We start from the raw sequence: 16,003 nt of genomic DNA on the forward strand, positions 1-16,003 counted from the left end.
TGGAAGTATGCCCATCGCATCCAGACAGCGCGCCATCGGATTTCTTTCGTGTGCGCTGGCGAGCGCCTTTTGGGGCTGCGGTTTCTTCTTCGGCAAGATTGCGCTGGCCGAGATGGGCTTCGCACACATGGTGCTCTATCGTTTTCTCTTTGCGCTGGCGCCGCTTCTTCCGCTGTTAGCGACACATCGTCCTGGCCTGAACCGTAAAGAATGGCAGACGCTTGCGATTGCTGCATTCCTTGGCATCCCGGTCCAGTTCCTGATCCAGTTCTATGGACTGTCGCTTACGACGGTCTCGCACGCCGCGCTGATGGTCGGCACAATGCCGGTCATTCTTGCTGTAGGGGCAACAATCTTTGCGCATGAACGGCTAGACGCGACGGGATGGCTGGCTCTCGCTGCATCCACAACGGGTGCGGCGCTGATCGCCTTCGGACGTCACAGCACCGGCGCAGGACAGCCTTCGCTCGCAGGAGACCTTCTGGTCGTGCTCTCGCTGGCGATCGCGCTGGGATGGATTCTGCTGAACAAGCAGCTGATGGATCGCCACTCCCCTGTCGTCGTCACCGCATACGGCATTCTGCTGGGCACGTTGATGCTCGCAGTGTGGGTACCGTTCCGTTACGGCGCGCCTCCAGTGGCTCATATCTCAACCAAAGCGTGGCTCGCGCTGGCAGCGAGCGGAGTTCTGTGCACGGCCACAACCACGCTGCTATGGAACTGGGGTCTGACACAGGTTCCGGCTTCACAGGCTGGCGTGCTGCTCAACATGGAGCCGCTAATGGGAAGCCTGCTCGGCGTCTTTGTGCTGGGCGAGCATCTTGGGCCTACCGCATGGACGGGAGGATTCCTCATTCTCGCAGCGGCCGTTACTTTGACGACACATTCGAAGGCACGCGTCGCCAAACCTCAGCCAGCGAGCTAGTCCACGACCTTCAGGAGATTCACGTTTCCCAGACGCAAAGTTTTTGTCGTCCGGCTCCAGACCGTCGTGAGCGCGATCCCCGCAACGATAAGGCCAGCGCAGAGACCGAGCCAGAGACCGATAGCTCCATAGTGAAGGTGGAAGCCGAGCCAGCAGCCGATGGGCAGACCGATGATCCAATAGCCGATGATCTGGACGATGAGTCCGGCGTGGGTGTTCCCTGCTCCTCGAAGGGCTCCGGTAGCGGTGATCTGGAGGCCGTCGAAGAACTGAAATGCAGCAGCGACAAAGAGCAGCGGAATCGTCGCTGCAATCACGGCGCGATCAGGCGTAAAGGCCCGGGCGATGGGGTGAGCGAAGAGAAACAGCATCACCGCGAAGCTGGCCATGCAGGCTGCTCCGAGCAAAATGGCGCTCCAGCCCGCGGCAGCGGCTTCCGGCAGGGCATTGCGTCCGATGGCCTGACCGACACGCACCGCTGCAGCTGCCGAGATGGCGAAGGGGACCATGAAGGTGAAGCTGGCACAGTTGAGAGCGATCTCATGGCCGGAGAGCGGAAGCGGTCCCATGGTTCCAATGAGGAAAGTTACGGCTCCGAAGATGGAGATCTCGACGAAGATCTGTCCTCCGGCGGGAGCACCGAGCAGAACCAGACGCTTGAGGCGCGAGCTTTCGATATGACGGAGCATGGAGCGCAGGCCATAGTTGTGCTGATGCTCGACTTTCCAGATCGCAATGATGAGGAAGATCGCGAGATAGGTTCGGGAGAGCGAGGTCGCAAGTCCCGAGCCAGCGATGCCGTAGGCGGGAATCCGAATAGCTCCCCAAGAATGGCCGTAGATCAGCAACCAGTTGCCGAAGACGTTACAGAGGTTGGCCGTCACCAGTGCGATGGCGATGGGACGAGCGTGGTTGAACGCCTGCAGGTAGCGGCGGAGCGTGAAGTAGAGAAAAAGGACCGGGGTTCCCCAGTTGAGGGCGTGAAGGAAACTCTGCGCACCGCCGAGGACCTGCGGGTTGATGGGCATGCGTTGCATCAACAGCGGAGCTAACTCGATCAGCCCGAAGAGCACGGCAGCGAGGACAGCAGCCAGGATGAGGCCGTGGTAGAGCCAGCGGTTGGCTTCGTCGTAGCGTCCGGCTCCATGAGACTGAGAAAGGAAGGTGTCCAGGCTGAGGAGGACACCGGCGATTCCGAAGGCGAGGGTGTTGTAGAGGACCTGCCCCAGAGCCGCGGAGGCGATGTTCATGGCCGGGTTGTCCATATGCCCGACCATGATCGTGTCGACGATTCCCATCGACATCCAGCCGAGCTCCGCAGCAATGAGAGGCAGGGCGAGGGTCAGGACAGAACGCATCTGACGGCGGATCGACATGGCCCTCTCCCCCTATCTTTCTTGTGCAAAGTATTAGAAACATGAATCTTAAGCCCGTACCACCCTTTGGGGTTATCCAAAACTCGGTCAGAACTGCGATTGCGGCTGAACAGAAAAGCCCCGGAGGTCCGGGGCTCGGTCTGCTGATTTCATTATAGCTCGTAGGAAAGGATGGTTCTGCAACAGCTAAGTGTATTTATATAAGTCACTTAAGTGATGAGGCGACTTGACATCTTTTGTCGGAAAAATGCGGGGATTTCTCCACTTCGCTGACGTCTACGACGTCAGCTTCGGTCGAAATGACACTTCCGAGGAAGCAGCGATTGATAGGGTTGGTGAGGTATGACCGCAGATCCTTCGACTTCGGTCTTTGCCCTTCGCTCAGGATGACACGGTTAGGAGTTACTGTTTTTTACCTTCGTGCTCGGCTCACTTCGCCATGCGGAGCCAGTGTTCGAGGCCGTGGAACTGGTCGATGTGGTCCGGCGCGGTATTTCCGGCAAAGCCGAGGATGTGCAGTCCTTTGACGTGGATGTCGCTGAGCTGCTGCATGCCGCCGGGGCCCCATTTGAGGACGGGGTGCTGTTGGAGCGCGAGTGCCGTGATGAGGTAATCGGCGGTCTCGGTGGTGCTGGCGAAGGTTCCGGGGAAGATCTCGGAGTGGGTGAAGACGAAGACCTTGCGTCCGGCGACGGCTTCGCGAGCGAAGTCGAGGAAGGGCTGGAGTGGGGCGGGATGGAGTGGGCCGGGGGCTCCATCGGGAATGTAGCCGGTGTGCAGGCTGTCGACGAGAACGATGCGGTCGAAGTATTTCCAGTTGTCGTGGTTCTTCAGGATCTCGCGGATAGCTCCGTAGCCTGCGCTGAACGAGGACAGGACGATTGGCTTGAACTCAGGTGGATTGGTGGGGTCGATGGCCTTGGCGGCTTCCTGCAGGAGCTGCTCAAAGCGCGCCGGGGCGTGGAAGGCGCGGGAGTAGACTCCGGAGCCTGCGCCGATGTTGAAGGTGATGATGGCGGCGCGCGGATTGACGGCGTGGATGCTCTGCTCGGCGACCCAGGGAGCACCGTGGAAGTGGATGTAGAGCGGCATGGTGCGCTGGATGCGTGCCGTGTTTGGTATGAGGAGTGTGCCTGCGGAGAGATCGATGCGTTTGCCGGGCACGTCGGTCTTGGTGAGCCGGGTGTGGGCGCGCAGGGACTCCGTCATGGGCGAGGGGTTCTGTGACGCGGGCTTTGGGGCGGGTTGCTGCGAATTTGCGGTTGGGCCGAAGAGCAGAAGAAGCGCGAGGTGAGAGAGTTTCATCCGCCCTCAATGTATCTCAGATCGAGATGCGGGAGCGCGCAGGCTACTGCGGGGTGATGATGCCTCCGACAGGAAGGCTGGTGGGCAGGGTGCCGGGACGGCGTAGGTGCATGGCTTCGGCGGTCATGTCGGTGTATTTGAGTCCGGCTCCGGTGTTGAAGAGAACGACTTTGTCGGTGGGTTTGAGTTCGCCTGAGGCGATCAGCTGGTCGTAGGCAGCGGTCGCGGCGGCTCCTTCGGGAGAGAGGAAGATGCCTTCGTTACGGGCGTAGTCGAGGATGCTCTGAAGGATGGTGGCATCGTCGGAGGCGATGGCCTTGCCCCCGGACTGCTGAAGGATGTCGAGGATGATGTAGTCGCCGTAGGGCTTGGGGACCCGGAGGCCGGCGGCGAAGGTGTCGGCGTTCTGGAAGAACTCGCTGGTTGGCTTGTGGTGATCGAAGGCGGTAGCGATGGGAGCGCAGCCGGAGGCTTGCAGGGCATACATCTTTGGGCGTTTGCCCCCCGTCTTTGAAGTATCGACCCAGCCGAGGGCTTCCATCTCCTCGAATGCCTTCCACATGCCGATGAGACCGACGCCTCCGCCGGTGGGATAGAAGACGGCGTCGGGGTAGGTCCAGCCGAGCTGTTCGACGAGCTCGTAGCCCATGGTCTTCTTGCCTTCGACGCGGTAGGGCTCTTTGAGAGTGGAGATGTCGAACCAGACTTCGTTAGCGGGGGTATTGGATTCTTTTTGCTGTTTGATGCGCTCGCCGACGATGCGGGCGGCGTCGGAGATGAGTCCGTCGACGAGAGTGACGTCGGAGCCGTAGACGACACCTTCGAGGTAGTTGGCGAAGGGAACGTCTTTGGGCATGAAGATGTGGGCCTTGATTCCGGCTGCTGCAGCGTAGGCAGCGAGCGCTCCAGCGGCATTGCCTGCACTGGGAACGGCGAGGTGTTGAAGACCGTAATACTTCGCCATGGTGACGGCGAGGCCGAGTCCGCGGGCCTTGAAGGTGCCGGTAGGATTAGCGCCCTCTTCCTTGATGTAGAGGCCGGGATAGCGCTTGCTGTGCAACATCGGGGTCCAGCCCTCGCCGAGGGTAATGGGAGTGACATCAGGCAGCACGGCAGAGTAGCGCCACATGCCGAGAGATGCGGGAGAGGCAGCCACCTTCGCCGCGATATCTTCGCGTTTCGCTGTTCGCTTCAACTCGTTCATGTCATAACGGACGTACAGAGAACCTGTACAAGCGGGGCAGACAGTCTGTGGGGTTTCGGCGGAGACGTGATTGTGGCAGCGGGAGCACTCGAGATATGCGATGCGAGGCATGTCTCGATGCTACTAGAGGGGTGTTTAAAAAGTGCCTCAGCGAAAGAAAAGAGTCCCTCAGCGGCTGAAGCCGCATTGAACCCACGTGTCTTGCGGCACGGCTAAAGCCGTGCCCTTAACAAAACACGTGTTTTACCTGCAATGCGAGAATGGAAGGATGGCGGGTAATCGAAATGTGCGCATGGTGGCGATCGATGTAGATGGGACACTGCTGGGCACGGATGGAAAAGTAAGTGCGCGCAATGTGGCCGCGTTGAAGGCAGCGGAACGAGCCGGAGTCCATGTTGTGATCGCGACGGGACGGCGTCACAGCTATGCGATGAAAGTGCTACGTGGACTCGGACTGAGCGAAGAGGCGGGGCTGATCAGCTCGAACGGGGCCGTAGTGCGAACACTGGGGGCCCAGCTGATCGAACGCAATGTTCTCGGACAGAAGACTGCGGAGTGGCTGTGCGGACACGTGGGAGAGTTTCGGCAATCGCTACTGATTACCTTCGACCGGGTTCAACCGGATGGCGAGGATACGCGTGGGGCGCTGGTCGTCGAAGAGATGGAAGCGCTGAACGGTAGCATTGGGAAGTGGATGGCCGCGAATGAGCCATATATCGAGAAAGTAATTCCGATGGAGGCGGCGCTGGGGCGCGAGGGCCTGATCCAGATGATGCTGTGCGGAACGATCGACCGAATGCGCAAAGCACAGGCGCGACTGCTGGCCGATCCAAAGGTGCTCGGAGTAGGGTTGGAGCCGCTACGGACGAACGGGCCACGGAAGCGTCACGAGGACATCTCTTCTACGGCGGAGGCTGCTTTGCATCGAACGGAGTATCCGGAGCGAGACCTGAGCATTGTGGACATCCTTCCGGCAGGATGCAGCAAGGGGCGCGCCCTGCTGGATCTGGCGCATCAGCGCGGCGTGGCCCAGGAAGAGATTCTTGCAATTGGAGATAACTGGAACGATGTCTCCATGCTGGAGGCCGCGGGTAGCGCGGTGCTGATGGCAAATGCTCCAGAGGACCTGAAGGTTGCGGGACAGGCGCAGGGATGGATTATGGGCCGCCACCATACAGAGGATGGTGTAGCGGCGGCGGTAGAGACGATGCTGGCAGGAGAGCTGGTGAATAAGTCCACGGTGGTAGGCTTTTAGGTGATGATTCGGTCATCTCTTCAGCGGGGAATTGCGCTTTCGTTTGCAGCGGTCATGGTGTGTCCTATGGCGCGCGCGGCGGAGCATGTGACCCTGAAGAATGGCTTTGAGCTGGACTGCGTGCGACGCGAAGCCATGGGCGATCGGGTACGACTGTATCTGGCAAAGGACTCTGCCAGTTATCTGGATGTAGCGAGGGATGCAGTAGCGCGGGTAGAGGAGATTCCGGACCTGCCTGAAGCTCTGACGAAGGCTTCTACTGCGAACGACAAACACCTCTCTGCTGCACCGTCCGCACTGACCCATGAAGAGATGCACACGATGCTGGCGCATGCGGGAGATGAACACAATATTGATGCCGATCTGCTGGCGAGCGTGGTGCGGGCCGAGAGCGGGGGACAGGTCAGGGCAGTTTCTCGTGCAGGAGCGCAGGGACTGATGCAGCTGATGCCGAAGACGGCTGGAGAGTTAGGGGTCCACGACACGTTTCAGCCGGAGGAGAATATCTCCGGGGGAACTGCTTATCTTGACCAGTTGCTGGACCGTTACCATGACAACGTGGCACTGGCGCTGGCAGCTTACAACGCTGGTCCGGCGGCGGTGGACAGATATCACGGCATCCCACCTTATAGAGAGACTCGAGCGTACGTGGCTCGGGTGATTCGCGAGTTCAACCGACGCAAGCGAATGGTTGGCGTGAACGAACAGATAGCGCAGGCACAGTAGATCGGCCAAATCAGATCAGGAAAAGGCGGAACAGTCTTCGATGAAGAGACGGAGTGGAGTGCTGTGGGCGGTGCTGGTTCTTGTGCTCGCAGGAATCGTCTTTGTTTATCGCGACCGGATCCATTTTGATTGGGCAAACTTTAAACAGCAGCTTCAGCATATCCATTGGGGACATGCGATTGCAGGAATCGTTCTGATCTACGGGACCTACTGGTTGCGGGCGATACGCTGGAGTGTGCTGGTACGGCCGACGAAGGACGTCAAAGCAACGGCGCTAGTGGGGCCACAGTTTATCGGCTTTACAGCAGTCGCTTTGTTCGGACGTCTGGCAGACCTGACGCGTCCTTACCTGGTGGCAAGAAAGATTGAGCTTCCGCTGAGCTCGCAGGTTGCGGTGTATACGCTGGATCGGATGTTCGACCTGGGAGCGGCGGCCTTGATTTTTTCGACGGCACTGGCCTTTATGCCAAAGGATATGCCGCATCAGGAGATCTTTTTGCGAACGGGCCTGATTAGCCTGGCCGTCACACTGGCGATTGCTGTCTTCGCTGGAGTCGTCAGAGTTTCAGGTGGCGCGGTGGCTGGGTTTGCGCGGACGGTGCTGCGGCCTCTGTCGAAGAATGTCGCGGAGAGTATCGCAGAGAAGATCACCGGATTCCGCGACGGATTGAATGCGCTGAAGAGCTGGCGCGAGTTTGCTGTGGTGGCAGGAATCTCGCTTCTGATGTGGGGGATGATTGCCTCGGCGTATGTCCAGACAGCGCATGCCTTCGTGGAGACTCCGGAGTTGGGGCAGCTTTCGTTCTCGCGGGCGATGCTGCTGATGGCTGCAAGCATCGGCGGCAGCCTGTTGCAGCTTCCGATTGTGGGGTGGTTTACCCAGATTGCCGTAACGGCGGCAGCGATGCACACCTTCTACGGCGCTCCGATTGAAGCCGCAACTGCCTGTGGCGCCCTGCTGCTGGTCGTAACGTTTTTCTGCATCATCCCGGCTGGGCTAGTATGCGCACAATTGGAACAGGTAAGTCTGCGGAAGATTACGACGGAGAGCGAAGAGGCGGGGAAAGAGCCAGCGGTGGCGCAGGAGTAGGGATCGTGCTCTCGCACGATGACCCGGCTTGGGATGAGATCTGCAAAATGCCGGGATTTCTCCACATCGCGGCTCAAGCCGCTCCGGTCGAAATGACACTTCAAAATTTCAGGTTTCGAGCGACGGCCACGAAGACACGGCCTCTAGCACTGCTAGAATCGAAGTATTCCGATGAAGTGTCCTTACTGCGGTTTTACCCAGGATCGAGTGGTCGATTCGCGAGAGAGCAAGGAGGCGGATTCGATCCGCCGCAGACGCGAGTGTGAGAGGTGCAACAAGCGGTTCACCACTTACGAGCGTATCGATGAAATTCCATACATGGTGGTGAAGAAGGACGGCCGGAGAGAGAAGTTCGACCGGCAGAAGGTCCTGAGCGGGCTTTTGCATGCCTGCGAGAAGAGACCTATCTCCGCTGCGAAACTGGAACAGATTGTCGATGAGACAGAGGCTTATGTGGTGGACTCCCCGGAACGTGAGCGGTCGACTACAGAGGTGGGCGAACTGATTACGACTCGGCTCAAAGAGATCGACACCGTGGCTTATATCCGGTTCGCCAGCGTGTACCGGGACTTCAAGGACGTGAGCGAGTTCAAACAGGAGTTGGAACAGCTTTTGAGCGGAAACGGCAAAGACCAGAAGAAGAAGCGATGAGGATGGATTTAAAGCAACCGCAGATCCTTCGACTTCGGGCCACGCCCTTCGCTCAGAATGACACCTCCATAAGAGGTAATGAAATTTCGCTGAAGAGATAAATAATGAATTCGCTAAAGGGTGAATTCATCGACCAGAACCAACCACGGGAAGAAGGCGAAAGAACGATGGCGATTGAGAGAACACACAAGATTACGTTGATTCCTGGTGATGGGATCGGTCCAGAAGTCTCTGGCGCGGTCGTCAAGATTGTGGAGGCGGCGGGCGCGGCAGCCGGTGTCGGGTTTGAGTGGCATCGATTCGCGGCCGGTGCAGATGCCTTTGAGCAGACCCGCGAGTACATCCCGAAGGCGCTGTATGAGTCAATTGAGCAGAACAAGGTCGCGCTGAAGGGGCCGGTGACAACTCCGGTCGGGGGAGGATTCGCTTCGATCAACGTAACACTGCGGAAGAAATTCGACCTGTTCGCAAACTTTCGACCGGTAAAGAGTCTTCCGGGGCTGAAGACGAAGTATCCCGACATTGACCTGATCATCGTGCGCGAGAACACGGAAGATCTGTACGCCGGGCTGGAGCACGAGATTGTTCCGGGAGTCGTACAGTCGTTGAAGATTATTACCGAGAAGGGGTCGTCGCGCATTGCGCAGTTCGCCTTTGACTATGCTCGCAAGCATGGACGCAAGAAGATCCATGCGATCCACAAGGCGAACATCATGAAGCTATCGGATGGCTTGTTTCTGCGCTGCTGCCGTAAAGTGTCCGAGGGTTTTCCGGAGGTCGAATACAAGGAGCACATCGTCGACAACACCTGCATGCAGCTGGTGCTGAATCCTTACCAGTACGACATTCTGCTCACCGAGAACCTCTATGGCGACATTCTGAGCGACCTGTGCAGCGCTTTTGTAGGCGGGTTGGGGCTGGTTCCAGGAGCGAATCTCGGTCACGGCTGCGCCATCTTCGAGGCCGTGCATGGATCGGCGCCCGATATCGCGGGTAAGGACATGGCGAATCCAACAGCGCTGCTGCAATCAGCGGTGCTGATGCTGCACCACATCAACGAAGGCGCAACTGCTGAGCGGGTACAGAATGCGATCGAGCAGGTGTACCGCGAAGGCAAGACGCTGACGCGTGATGTGGGCGGGCAGAGCGGGACGAGGGCGTTTGCCGACGCGGTACTTGAGGCTATGTCTTCTCCTGCGACGATTTAGCTAGACAGAGCAGACCACCCCATGCAAGATTTTCATCGAGCTGGCCAGGCTAAGTTCGCCTGCTCGATGAAGTTTTGGAGGCATGCATGGAGTTTGCGTCTGTCTTGTGGCAGGAGGTGACCGGACACGGGTTCAGTCTTACGCTGATCTCTCATCGGCTTCCCTTCTGGTTTCTGGTCTTTGCGCTATTTCTGCCCCGCATCTCGCTGATTGTCGCGTGGCTTCAGGGAATCCTGGTACCGTTTCAGCTGGTGGGGTGGGTTCCACTGGCCTTTGCCATCCTGCTGCCGCGCGCGCTGGTTCTTTATCTGATCTACCTGGACCAAGGGATCAGTCTCTGGTTCCTGATCCATCTTGCGGTTGCGATCCTGGTGTGGATCGGCGGCGGACATACCTACCGAAGCCGGCGGGGCGACTAGGTTTTACGAGTTTCGCCCTTGGAATTCAGCTTCTGCACAGTGCGCCGTGACGCGGGTGAAGATGACGCGTTATTCTTAATAGACTATGGAACGGCGACGGGTTGGTATTCTTGGCGCGACCGGCATGGTCGGTCAGCGATTCATTCAGCTTTTGCACAATCACCCCTGGTTTGAGATTACGTGGCTCGCAGCAAGCGACCGCAGCGCGGGTAAGGCCTATGGGGAGGCCTGTAAATGGAAGCTGGACACTCCTTTACCAGCAAAAATTGCGGCCATGAAGGTGCAGCCGAATGTGCCTGAGCTGTGCGAAGGCGAACTGCCGAAGATTATCTTTGCCGCTTTGGACGCAGACATTGCGCGTGAGCTGGAACCGAAGTTTGCCGCTGCCGGATGCGCAGTAATTTCGAATTCGAGCGCCTTCCGCATGGTTGCGGATGTTCCACTGGTTGTGCCCGAGGTCAACGCAGATCACCTGCAGCTGATCGAGACGCAGGAGTGGCGACGCGAGAGCGGCGGGTACATTGTGACCAATCCGAACTGTTCTGCGATTGGGTTGGTATTGGCGCTGAAGCCGCTGGAAGAGCGCTTTGGAATTGAGAGCCTGTTTGTTTCGACAATGCAGGCGGTAAGCGGCGCGGGCTATCCCGGCGTACCTTCGCTGGACATCATGGGCAATGTTGTCCCGTTCATCAAAAACGAAGAAGAAAAGATGCAGGAGGAGGTCGGCAAGCTGCTAGGCCGCCTGCGCGGGAACCAGATCTCCATGCTGGATGCCAAGGTCAGCGCACACTGCAACCGCGTGCCGGTAGAAGACGGCCACACCGAGTGCGTGAGCATCAAGTTCAAGAAGAAGGCGACGCGGGAGGAGATTCTGGCAGCGTGGAGTGAATTTGCTCCGCTGCGTGGAGAGGGCCTGCCGACGGCTCCCGAGGTTCCGGTGGAGTTCGATGGTGCTGTGGATCGTCCGCAGCCGCGCCTGGACCGGATGCGCGGTCACGGCATGGCCTCCACGGTGGGTCGTCTGCGCGAATGCCTGCTGCTGGACTGGAAGTTCGTCGTGCTATCGCACAATACGATTCGTGGTGCGGCGGGAGCCGCTCTGCTGAATGCCGAAGTACTGGCGCGTATGGGCAAGCTGGATAAGCTGGGAGTTCCAACCGGAGTAGCTCAGGGTCAGGCGGTGCTGGCTTGAGCGAAGCACGGGAACAGCTTGTCGTCATGAAGTTTGGCGGAACCTCTGTGGAGGACGCCAAGGCGATGGAGCGGACGGCGGCGATCGTCGGCGGACGCAGGAAGAAAGGCCTGGAAACGATTGTGGTCGTCTCAGCGATGGCCAAGGTCACGGACCAGCTTCTGGCCGGAGCAGCCGCAGCCGGACGCGGAGACAAATCCGGAGCTCTGGCGATTAGCTCGCGTTTGCGAAACCGTCACATCGATACCGCGACCGAGCTTCTGGACGAACAGCGATTCGGGAATCTGCAGCTGGCGATCCATCAGGAGTTTGATGCTCTGGACGATCTGCTGCGCGGCATCGCTGCCGTTGGAGAGCTGACGGACAGGACCAGCGACTTAGTGGTGAGCTTCGGAGAGCGGCTTTCGAGCCGCATCGTTGCAGCCGCGTTCGAGCAGCGCGGATTGAACGGAGCCCACGTCGATGCGCGCACCTGCATTATTACTGATTCCAATTATGGCAAGGCCGCTCCGCAGGAAGCCGCGATTGAAGCCAAGCTGACGGAGTTGGTGCTTCCGCTTGTGGAAGAGGGCAAGACTCCGGTGATGGGCGGCTTTATCGGCTCAAACGCTGAAGGCATCACCACGACTCTTGGCCGTGGCGGAAGCGACTACACCGCTGCTCTGGTGGGCGGGGGACTTCATGCCGGCGCCATCGAGATCTGGACCGACGTCAACGGCATTATGACGACCGACCCACGCATGGTTCCTGAGGCGTTACGGGTGAAGACGATCAGCTTTGAAGAGGCCGCCGAGCTGGCCTATTTCGGCGCGAAGGTTCTGCACCCGGCAACCATCCTTCCTGCGGTGCAGAAGAGCATTCCGGTGTGGGTGCTGAACTCGCGGAACGCGGAGAACGAGGGCACGAAGATCACTGCCGTGGCTCCGAAGTGCAAGAGCCCCTTCAAGAGCATCGCGGCCAAAAAGAAGCTGACGATCATCGACATTGTTGCGAGCCGTATGCTGATGTCGCACGGCTATCTGAAGGCAGTCTTCGATGTCTTCGATAAGTACAAGTGCGTGATCGATATGGTTTCGACCAGCGAGGTCAGCATCTCGCTGAGTGTGGACTCGAACGAGCGGCTGCCGGAGATCTGCGAGGAGCTGTCGAAGATCGCCGATGTGAAGATGGAGGGCGGGAAGGCCCTCATCTGCATGGTGGGCGAAGACATTCGCGGACACAACGGCATTGCCGGACAGGTGTTTACAGCGGTCAGCCACGTAAACCTGCGGATGATCTCGCAGGGCGCCAGCGAAATCAACATGAGCTTCATGATCGATGAACAAGACGTAGAAGAGGCCGTGCGCAGTCTGCACAAAAACTTCTTCGCCGATCCTGACCCGTCGATCTTCGATATAGAGGCGCGGGTTCCTGCTGAAACCAGGGCTTAGCAGCACGGCCTTGTTGCGAGTGGATTGTGAATGTGAAGGGCACGGCTTTTGCCGTGCCCTTCACAACTAAGATGTCGAACCAGTAAGTCGTTCAGGATAGGAAGGAACAGATGCGAGTATTGGTGCTGGGACATGGCAAGACAGGAAAGCTCGTGGCCGAGGTGGCGGCCGAGCGTGGGCACAGCGTCCATGTGCTGGATGCGAAAGAGAATGCGAACGCCTCAGCCCTGACGCCTCCATTTGTCGCGGGCTTCGATGTGGTGATCGATTTCACCACCCCCGAAGCAGCGGTCCAGAATATGCGGGCAGTACTGGCGACCGGAGCAAAGATGGTGGTTGGCACGACGGGCTGGTATGACAAGCTGCCGGACATGCGCTCTCTGGCCGAGCGTAAGCAGGCCGGTCTGCTCTACGGTACAAACTTCTCCGTCGGCGTACAGACGATGCTACAGATGGCGAAGCGCATGGCCGAGCTACTGAAGAATTCTGGCTACGAGTTTTCTATCGAGGAGACGCACCATGTAACGAAGCTCGACTCTCCTTCGGGCACGGCGATCTCGCTCGCCAACACGGTGAAAGCTGCGGCGGGAATCACGGATGTCCCGATCAAGGCTCATCGCGTAGGCGACGCTGCCGGGCTTCACGTTTTAGAAGCCAGGAGCAAAGCAGACAAGCTGGTGCTGACCCACGAGGCACATTCGCGGCGGGGATTTGCCGAAGGTGCGGTACGGGCGGCGGAGTGGATCTCCACCCATACTGGCTGCTACGACTTTCAAGAAGTCTGCACGAAAGTGTAGGTGTGCATCGACTTGCGAATCGCTCGCGTCTAATCAGGTAAGGACAAAGAAACCATGAGTGTTGCAGAAGCAGTGAACGTTACAGGATTCGATCAACTTACGCTGGATGAAAAGCTGGACCGGCTGGCGGAGGTCGCGGTTAAGGTTGGTCTGGGACTCAAGGAAGGCCAGGAGCTGATCATGTCGGCTCCGATGGATGCCCTTCCATTAGCGCGCAAGATCACAGAACAAGCCTATAAAGCTGGCGCGAAGCTGGTGACCACTTTCTACGCCGATGACGCAACAGCGTTGGCGCGGTTCCAATACGCTCCTGATGCGAGCTTCGACTATGCCGCGACATGGCTGTCGGACGGTATTGCGAACGGTTTCCGCAGTGGAGCGGCACGGTTGGCGATTGCTGGCGCAAATCCTGCGCTGCTGGCCAGGCAAGATCCAGCGAAGGTTTCGCGCGCCAATGTTGCCGCCTCGAAGGCAGGCAAACCAGCGATGGAGCTGATTACCCGTCACGAGATCAACTGGACGATTGTCGCCGCAGCAACGCCGGAGTGGGCAAAGCTGGTCTTCCCCGGAGAGCCGGAAGATGTCGCCATTGCGAAATTGTGGGAGGCGATCTTTGCAACCTCGCGAGTGAATGTAGACGATCCTGTCAAAGAGTGGAAAGAACACGGCGAGCGGCTGAAGAAACGCGTCGAGCTACTGAATGCGAAGCGTTTCTCTGCCCTGCACTTCAAGTCGGCCGATGGAACGACCGATCTGAAGGTGGGTCTGGCGGACGACCATCTGTGGGCCGGAGGCGGCACCACGGCAGGAAACGGCGTCTACTGCCAGCCGAATATCCCGACGGAGGAGTGCTTTACCACTCCGCACAAGGACCGTGTAGATGGCGTGGTACGTGCTTCGAAGCCACTGTCGCATCAGGGCACGCTGATTGAGAACATTCAGGTTCGGTTTGAGGGTGGAAAGATCGTCGAAGCAAAAGCCACGGCTGGCGAGGATGTACTGAACCGGCTGATCTCGACGGACGACGGCGCCCGACGGCTGGGTGAAGTGGCTCTGGTGCCGCACAACTCTCCCATTGCACAGAGCGGCATCCTGTTCTGGAACACGTTGTTCGACGAGAATGCGGCGAGTCATATCGCGTTGGGCCAGGCGTATTCCACCTGCCTGATCGGCGGCGAGAAGATGGATGCAGCCGAACTGGCAAAGCGCGGAGCGAACGAAAGCCTAATCCACGTGGACTGGATGATCGGCTCCGCACAGATGGATGTCGATGGGATTGCCGCCGATGGCACCACGGAGCCACTGATGCGCAAGGGCGCATGGGTGTAAGCTCGCAGGCGTTAGCGCTTTCGCACTTCAATCTTCAACAATCTAAGAGTTCCGGGTCTCCGGAACTCTTTTTTTCGAGCAAAAACGAGCGCTTCTCCGTCTGATTCCAAGAACACACAGGTCCACACACGGTAAACTTGCAATCATTATGGAATTGATGGGTTGTGGAACGGCGCTGGTAACTCCTTTTCGCGGAGACTCGAGCGTGGACGAGGCCGGGCTGCGCGCTCTGGTCGAATGGCAGATCGAGAGCGGCATCGGCTTTCTGGTTCCCTGCGGCACGACGGGAGAGGCAGCCACACTCAGCGAGCAGGAGTGGCTGCGGGTGATCGAGATCACTGCTGAGACCGCAGCTGGACGAGTTCCTGTCTTTGGTGGATGTACCAACAATTCAACGCAGGAAGCCGTAGCCAAAGCCAAAAAGCTAGCGAAGGTGAAGGACCTGACGGGCATTCTGACGGCGAATCCGTACTACAACAAGCCCGGTCAGGAAGGTCAATATCGGCACTTCCGCGCGATTGCCGAGGCAGTTGATCTTCCGGTGCTGCTGTACAACATCCCCGGACGCACAGCGGCAAATCTTGAGCCCGCAACGGCGGTAAGGCTGGCAGAGATACCGAACATCATTGGAATCAAGGAATCGAGCGGCAATATTACGCAGATCACGGAACTGCTGACGATGGTTCCTGAGGGATTCAAAGTATTTTCCGGAGATGACTCGATCGCGCTACCTGTGCTGGCACTCGGCGGCGTGGGGCTGGTTTCGGTGGCGTCGAATGTGATTCCAGCAGAGATGTCGGCGATGGTACGAGCCGCTATGGATGGCGATTGGGCCACGGCGCGCAGTGTCAACCGACGCTACTTCCGGCTGATGCTGGCGCATTTCTGGGAGGCCAGTCCAGCTCCGGTGAAGGCTGTATTGAAGATGGTCGGACGCGGCGAAGATGTTCTACGACTGCCGATGGTTCTGGTGTCGGATGCAACACGGAAGCGGCTGGAAGCTCTGGTAGAAGAACTTGGATTGCTGCAGGGGATCGCCATACAGGGTGAAACCCGCCGCGCATCGTAGTTCCCCCAATTATTTTTCGTAATTTCT

At 58.5% G+C, this 16,003-nt stretch carries 15 protein-coding genes; 12 read left to right on the forward strand and 3 right to left on the reverse strand.

The genetic code is table 11. From position 1 onward, the window contains the following. The first annotated feature begins 7 nt into the window (after positions 1-7). Positions 8-925 carry a DMT family transporter gene (locus tag H7846_RS16405; protein WP_186693677.1) on the forward strand — a complete coding sequence of 306 codons (918 nt, stop codon included), beginning with the start codon at positions 8-10 and terminating at the stop codon, positions 923-925. Here the strand turns inward: H7846_RS16405 and H7846_RS16410 are convergent. From H7846_RS16410 to H7846_RS16420, 3 genes are all read right to left on the reverse strand, one after another. Continuing rightward, on the reverse strand, positions 922-2,301 hold the full coding sequence (locus H7846_RS16410; RefSeq protein ID WP_186693678.1) for an MATE family efflux transporter: 1,380 nt from the start codon (positions 2,299-2,301) through the stop codon (positions 922-924). The genes H7846_RS16405 and H7846_RS16410 overlap by 4 nt on opposite strands. Positions 2,302-2,730: 429 nt before the next feature. Beyond that, positions 2,731-3,606 carry a hypothetical protein gene (locus H7846_RS16415; protein WP_186693679.1) on the reverse strand — a complete coding sequence of 292 codons (876 nt, stop codon included), beginning with the start codon at positions 3,604-3,606 and terminating at the stop codon, positions 2,731-2,733. A gap of 43 nt (positions 3,607-3,649) precedes the next feature. Continuing rightward, complete coding sequence (locus tag H7846_RS16420; protein ID WP_186693680.1) at positions 3,650-4,921, reverse strand: threonine synthase; 1,272 nt, start codon at positions 4,919-4,921, stop codon at positions 3,650-3,652. 157 nt (positions 4,922-5,078) lie between these two features. Here H7846_RS16420 and H7846_RS16425 point away from each other — a divergent pair, with 157 nt between their 5' ends. The 11 genes from H7846_RS16425 (at position 5,079) to dapA (ending at position 15,976) form a co-directional block, all read left to right on the forward strand. Then, positions 5,079-6,065 (forward strand): HAD-IIB family hydrolase, encoded by a 987-nt coding sequence (locus tag H7846_RS16425; RefSeq protein WP_186693682.1) that lies wholly within the window; start codon positions 5,079-5,081, stop codon positions 6,063-6,065. A 3-nt stretch (positions 6,066-6,068) separates the two neighbouring features. Then, positions 6,069-6,791 (forward strand): lytic transglycosylase domain-containing protein, encoded by a 723-nt coding sequence (locus H7846_RS16430; protein ID WP_255460696.1) that lies wholly within the window; start codon positions 6,069-6,071, stop codon positions 6,789-6,791. Positions 6,792-6,831: 40 nt separating this feature from the next. Next, positions 6,832-7,881 (forward strand): lysylphosphatidylglycerol synthase transmembrane domain-containing protein, encoded by a 1,050-nt coding sequence (locus H7846_RS16435; RefSeq protein WP_186693684.1) that lies wholly within the window; start codon positions 6,832-6,834, stop codon positions 7,879-7,881. A 171-nt stretch (positions 7,882-8,052) separates the two neighbouring features. Continuing rightward, positions 8,053-8,532 carry a transcriptional regulator NrdR gene (gene nrdR / locus H7846_RS16440; RefSeq protein ID WP_186693686.1) on the forward strand — a complete coding sequence of 160 codons (480 nt, stop codon included), beginning with the start codon at positions 8,053-8,055 and terminating at the stop codon, positions 8,530-8,532. A gap of 167 nt (positions 8,533-8,699) precedes the next feature. Continuing rightward, positions 8,700-9,740, forward strand: coding sequence for an isocitrate/isopropylmalate dehydrogenase family protein (locus H7846_RS16445; RefSeq protein ID WP_186696449.1), 1,041 nt, complete (start codon positions 8,700-8,702; stop codon positions 9,738-9,740). Positions 9,741-9,826: 86 nt separating this feature from the next. After that, on the forward strand, positions 9,827-10,159 hold the full coding sequence (locus H7846_RS16450) for a hypothetical protein (RefSeq protein WP_186693688.1): 333 nt from the start codon (positions 9,827-9,829) through the stop codon (positions 10,157-10,159). 85 nt (positions 10,160-10,244) lie between these two features. Continuing rightward, positions 10,245-11,351 carry an aspartate-semialdehyde dehydrogenase gene (asd, locus tag H7846_RS16455; RefSeq protein ID WP_186693689.1) on the forward strand — a complete coding sequence of 369 codons (1,107 nt, stop codon included), beginning with the start codon at positions 10,245-10,247 and terminating at the stop codon, positions 11,349-11,351. 26 nt (positions 11,352-11,377) lie between these two features. Next, positions 11,378-12,781: a lysine-sensitive aspartokinase 3 gene (gene lysC / locus H7846_RS16460; RefSeq protein WP_186696450.1), complete on the forward strand. Its 1,404-nt coding sequence runs from the start codon at positions 11,378-11,380 to the stop codon at positions 12,779-12,781. 110 nt (positions 12,782-12,891) lie between these two features. Next, the gene (gene dapB / locus H7846_RS16465; protein ID WP_186693691.1) at positions 12,892-13,578 is read left to right on the forward strand and encodes a 4-hydroxy-tetrahydrodipicolinate reductase; all 687 of its coding nucleotides are present in this window, start codon (positions 12,892-12,894) and stop codon (positions 13,576-13,578) included. Between the two features lie 54 nt (positions 13,579-13,632). After that, complete coding sequence (locus H7846_RS16470) at positions 13,633-14,907, forward strand: aminopeptidase (RefSeq protein ID WP_186693693.1); 1,275 nt, start codon at positions 13,633-13,635, stop codon at positions 14,905-14,907. Between the two features lie 148 nt (positions 14,908-15,055). Continuing rightward, complete coding sequence (gene dapA / locus H7846_RS16475) at positions 15,056-15,976, forward strand: 4-hydroxy-tetrahydrodipicolinate synthase (RefSeq protein ID WP_186693695.1); 921 nt, start codon at positions 15,056-15,058, stop codon at positions 15,974-15,976. The last annotated feature ends 27 nt before the right edge of the window (positions 15,977-16,003 follow it).

The sequence above is a fragment of the Edaphobacter sp. 4G125 genome (genome assembly GCF_014274685.1).
Lineage (GTDB): Bacteria > Acidobacteriota > Terriglobia > Terriglobales > Acidobacteriaceae > Edaphobacter.